General features: G+C 80.5%; 5 protein-coding genes. All 5 read left to right on the top strand.

Translation table 11 applies throughout. The annotated features are described in order from the left end of the window. Window positions 1-439: FliH/SctL family protein (locus EJA20_RS18165; protein WP_129339912.1), on the top strand; the 439-nt coding region annotated here is incomplete at its 5' end. Between the two features lie 215 nt (window positions 440-654). Beyond that, entirely contained in the window at window positions 655-1,980 is a 1,326-nt protein-coding gene (locus EJA20_RS18160; protein ID WP_129339914.1) for a FliI/YscN family ATPase, read from the top strand. Beyond that, window positions 1,980-2,453, top strand: a complete 474-nt coding sequence (locus EJA20_RS18155) for a flagellar FliJ family protein (protein ID WP_129339911.1) — start codon at window positions 1,980-1,982, stop codon at window positions 2,451-2,453. Before EJA20_RS18160 ends, EJA20_RS18155 begins: the two co-directional genes overlap by 1 nt. After that, a complete protein-coding gene (locus tag EJA20_RS19645) occupies window positions 2,450-3,343 on the top strand; it encodes a C40 family peptidase (RefSeq protein ID WP_240675638.1) in 894 nt (297 codons plus the stop codon). The genes EJA20_RS18155 and EJA20_RS19645 overlap by 4 nt, the downstream gene beginning before the upstream one ends. Continuing rightward, window positions 3,340-3,763: hypothetical protein (locus EJA20_RS18145; protein ID WP_205687580.1), on the top strand; the 424-nt coding region annotated here is incomplete at its 3' end. The genes EJA20_RS19645 and EJA20_RS18145, both read left to right, overlap by 4 nt.

The following is a 3,763-nucleotide window of genomic DNA, read 5'->3' as shown; positions in this document are numbered from 1 at the left end:
GCGCGAGGCCGCGCGCGACGCGCAGCTCGCCGCCGCCCTCGCCACCCTCGCGCGGGCCGCCCGCGCCGCGCAGGGCGCCGCGGTGCCCGTGCTCGACGAGGTCGAGGACGCGCTCCTCGGCGGTGCCGTGGAGCTGGCGCGCGCCGTGCTGGGCCGCGAGCTCCAGGACGCCGAGCACTCCGCCCGCGCCGCCCTCGCCCGCGTGCTGGAGCACCCGCGCCGGCCCCGGGCCCTCACCGTCCGGCTGCACCCGCGCGACCTCGCCGCGCTCGCGGCGGCCGGCGGCGTGCCCGCGGACGGGGACGTCGTCCTCGTCGCCGACCCCCGCCTGGCCCCCGGCGACGCCGTCGGCGAGCACCCGGACGGGCTGCTCGACGCGTGCCTGGCCGGGACGTTGGCCCGCGCCGCCGAGGCGCTGCGCGACGGGACCGCCCGGTGACCGGCGCCGCCCCCGTGCAGGCGTCCCTCGCCGCCGGCCTGCTCGGTACCGTGCCGACGGCGCGCACCCCGCTCGTCGCGGCCCCCGCGTCCTCCGGCGCCGACCTCCTGGCGGACCTCGTCGCGGCGCCCACGGTGCCCACGGCGGCGCCCACCACGGCGCCCACCACGGTGCCCGCCGTGCCGGCGCGGCCCGCGCGGCCGCTCGTCGACCGGCTGCGCGGCAGCGGGGCGACGACGGGCCGCTGGTCCCGCGCGCTCGCGGCGGCCGCCCCCGACGTCACCGGCCAGGTGCGCAGCGCCGTCGGCCTCGGCGTCGACGTCGTCGGCACGGGCGCCGCGGTGGGGGAGGTCGTGCTCCTGGGCGACGGCCCCGACGCCGTCGAGGCCGAGGTCGTCGCGACCGCCGAGGGCACCGCCCGGTGCATGCCGCTGGGCACCGTCCACGGCCTGCGCGCCGGCACGCCCGCCCGCCCCACGGGCCGCTCGCTGCGGGCGCCGGTCGGGTCCGGCCTGCTCGGCCGCGTCCTCGACGGGCTCGGCCGTCCCATCGACGGCAAGGGCCCGCTGCGGGCCGACGCCTGGCTCCCGGTCGAGGGGGAGGCGCCGCACCCGCTCGAGCGCACCCGCGTCGACACCCCGCTGGAGCTCGGCGTGCGCGTGCTCGACACGCTCGTGCCCGTCGGCCGTGGCCAGCGCCTCGGCCTCTTCGCCGGCTCCGGCGTCGGCAAGTCCAGCCTGCTGTCGATGATCGCGCGCGGCACGGACGCCGAGGTGTCCGTCATCGCCCTCGTCGGCGAGCGCGGCCGCGAGGTCCGGGAGTTCCTCGAGGACGACCTCGGGCCCGAGGGCCTCGCGCGCTCCGTCGTGGTGGTCGCCACCTCCGACGAGGCGCCGCTGGTGCGGCTGCGCTCGGCGTTCGTCGCCACACGGATCGCGGAGGCGCTGCGCGACGAGGGGCGCCACGCCGTGCTCATGATGGACTCGCTCACCCGCGTCGCCATGGCGCAGCGCGAGATCGGCCTGTCCGTCGGCGAGCCGCCGGCGACCCGCGGCTACCCGCCGAGCACCTTCGCGATGCTCGCCCGGCTGCTCGAGCGCGCCGGCACCGGTGCCCAGGGGTCGGTGACCGGCCTCTACACGGTCCTCGTCGACGGCGACGACCACAACGAGCCCATCGCCGACGCCGCCCGGTCCATCCTCGACGGGCACGTCGTCCTCGACCGCCGCCTGGCGACCCAGGGCCACTTCCCGTCCATCGACGCCCTCGGCTCCATCAGCCGCGTGGCCTCCCGGGTCACCAGTCCCGAGCAGCGCGAGGTCGCCCGGCGCCTGCGGTCCGTCATGGCCGCCCGCCGCCAGGCGCAGGACCTCATCGACGTCGGCGCCTACGTCGCGGGCTCGAACCCGCTCGTCGACGCGGCGGTCGCGCACGGCGGCGCCATCGACACCTTCCTGCGGCAGGGCATGGACGAGCGCGCCCCGTCCGCCGACTCCTGGGGCCGCCTCGGCGCCCTCGCCGCCGCCCTCGGGGAGCTCTAGTGGTCGACCGCCGGTTCTCGCTCGCCGCGCTGCTGAAGCTGCGCACGACCGTCGAGGAACGTGCCGCGGGGGAGCTCGCCGGGGCGCGCCGCGTGCGCCTGGCCGCCGCCGCCGAGGTCGACCGCACGCGCGACGAGCTCGCCGCGACGGGCCTCGGTCACGTCTCCGAGGTGCACGTGCTCTCCTCGGGCACGGACCCGCGGATGTGGCAGGCGACGGTCGCCGGCCGGGCCGCCCTCGGGTCGCTGCTCGCGGAGCGGCGCATGGCCCTCGTCGCCGCCCGGGACGAGGAGGAGCGCGCCTCGGCCGTGTGGACCCGGGCCCGCAGGGACACGCGCGCCATCGAGCGGCTCGAGGAGCGGCACACGGAGGCCGTCCGGGCCGCCGAGCTGCACGCGGAGCAGACCGCGCTCGACGAGGTCGCCGGCCAGCGCGCCGCCCGGGCGGCCGTCGCCCGCGGGGGCCTCGCGTGACCGGCGGCCTCGCGGCCGTCCAGGCGCGCGTCGGGGCCATCACGCGGCTCGTCGAGGGGCTCGCCGCCGCGACCGGTGCTCCGGGCTCGGCGGCACCCCTCGGCGCGGCCGGGACCGGCGGCGCCCCCAGCACCACGTCCACCGGTGCGAGCACTGCCACGTCGGCCGCCACCGCGGCGGCGTGGTCCTCCGCGGCGGCGGCGCTCGGCCTCCCGGGTGCCGGCCCGACGGCGTCCGGCACCCCTGCGGGCCCCTCGTCGGGTTTCCCGGGGCTCCCAGGCCTCCCGGGCCTCCCGGGGCTCACGTCGGGCCTCGCGACGGGCCCCACGGTCGGCACCGCGGCCGGGGTCCCGGTGGTCGGCGCCGCCGCCGGGGGAGCGACGGGGGCGGACCTCGTCGCCGCGGCGCAGCGGTACGTCGGCACGCCCTACGTCTGGGGCGGCGAGAGCCTCGCCGAGGGCGGCCTCGACTGCTCCGGCCTCGTCCAGCTCGCGCTGCGGGACGTGGGCGTCACGGGCACCCCCCGCACCGCCCGCGAGCAGATGACCACCGGCACCCCGGTGGCCTCGCTCGACGCGGCCCGCCCCGGCGACCTCCTCGTCTTCGGCGGCGGCACCCACATCGGCATCTACGTCGGCGACGGCCGCATGGTCGACGCCCCGAAGCGCGGGGACCACGTCCGCGTCCGCGACGTCCCCACGGAGCCGACCGCGATCCGTCGCGTGCTGCCCGTCCCGGACGCGGGCACCGGGGCACCGGTCGACCCGGCCGGCGCCACGGGTCCGGCTCCGACCCTCATGTCCGGTGCGTCCGGTGCCGACTACGACACCGCAGCCCTGCAGCGCGCGGCCCTCGGGCTCGCCCTCACCCCCACGGGAGCCTCGGCATGACCTCCGTCCTCGCGACCGACCGGACCCGCACCCCGGGCACCGCCGACGCGACGCCGCGCGCGGGCCGCGCCGGCGCCTCCGACTTCGCCGACCTGCTGCAGTCGCAGGTGGCCCGCGCGGGCGCCGCCGGCGGCCGCGCGGGCGACCTCGCCCGGACCCTCGACCGCTCGGGGGACGGTGCGACGACGGCCGACCGCGCGCTGCAGCGCGCGGCCGCCGACCGCGTGGCCGACCGGGCCGCGGACCGGGCGGCCGCCGACCGTGCCGCGCGCACGGAGCGCTCCGACGAGACGCGCCTGGCGACCCGCCGGTCCGCCGACCGGGCGCTGGAGGCCCGCACCGACCGCGCCGACCGGGCGGAGCGCTCCGCCGCCGCCGACCGTGCCGCCGACCGTGCTGCCGACCGTGCTGCCGCCGCCC

Origin of the sequence: Cellulomonas endophytica, assembly GCF_004123805.1 — a bacterium.
In the GTDB taxonomy this organism is placed as follows: Bacteria; Actinomycetota; Actinomycetes; order Actinomycetales; family Cellulomonadaceae; genus Cellulomonas; species Cellulomonas endophytica.
The sequence above is the reverse complement of the archived record's forward strand: the minus strand, read 5'-3'. Positions and strand labels throughout refer to the sequence as shown.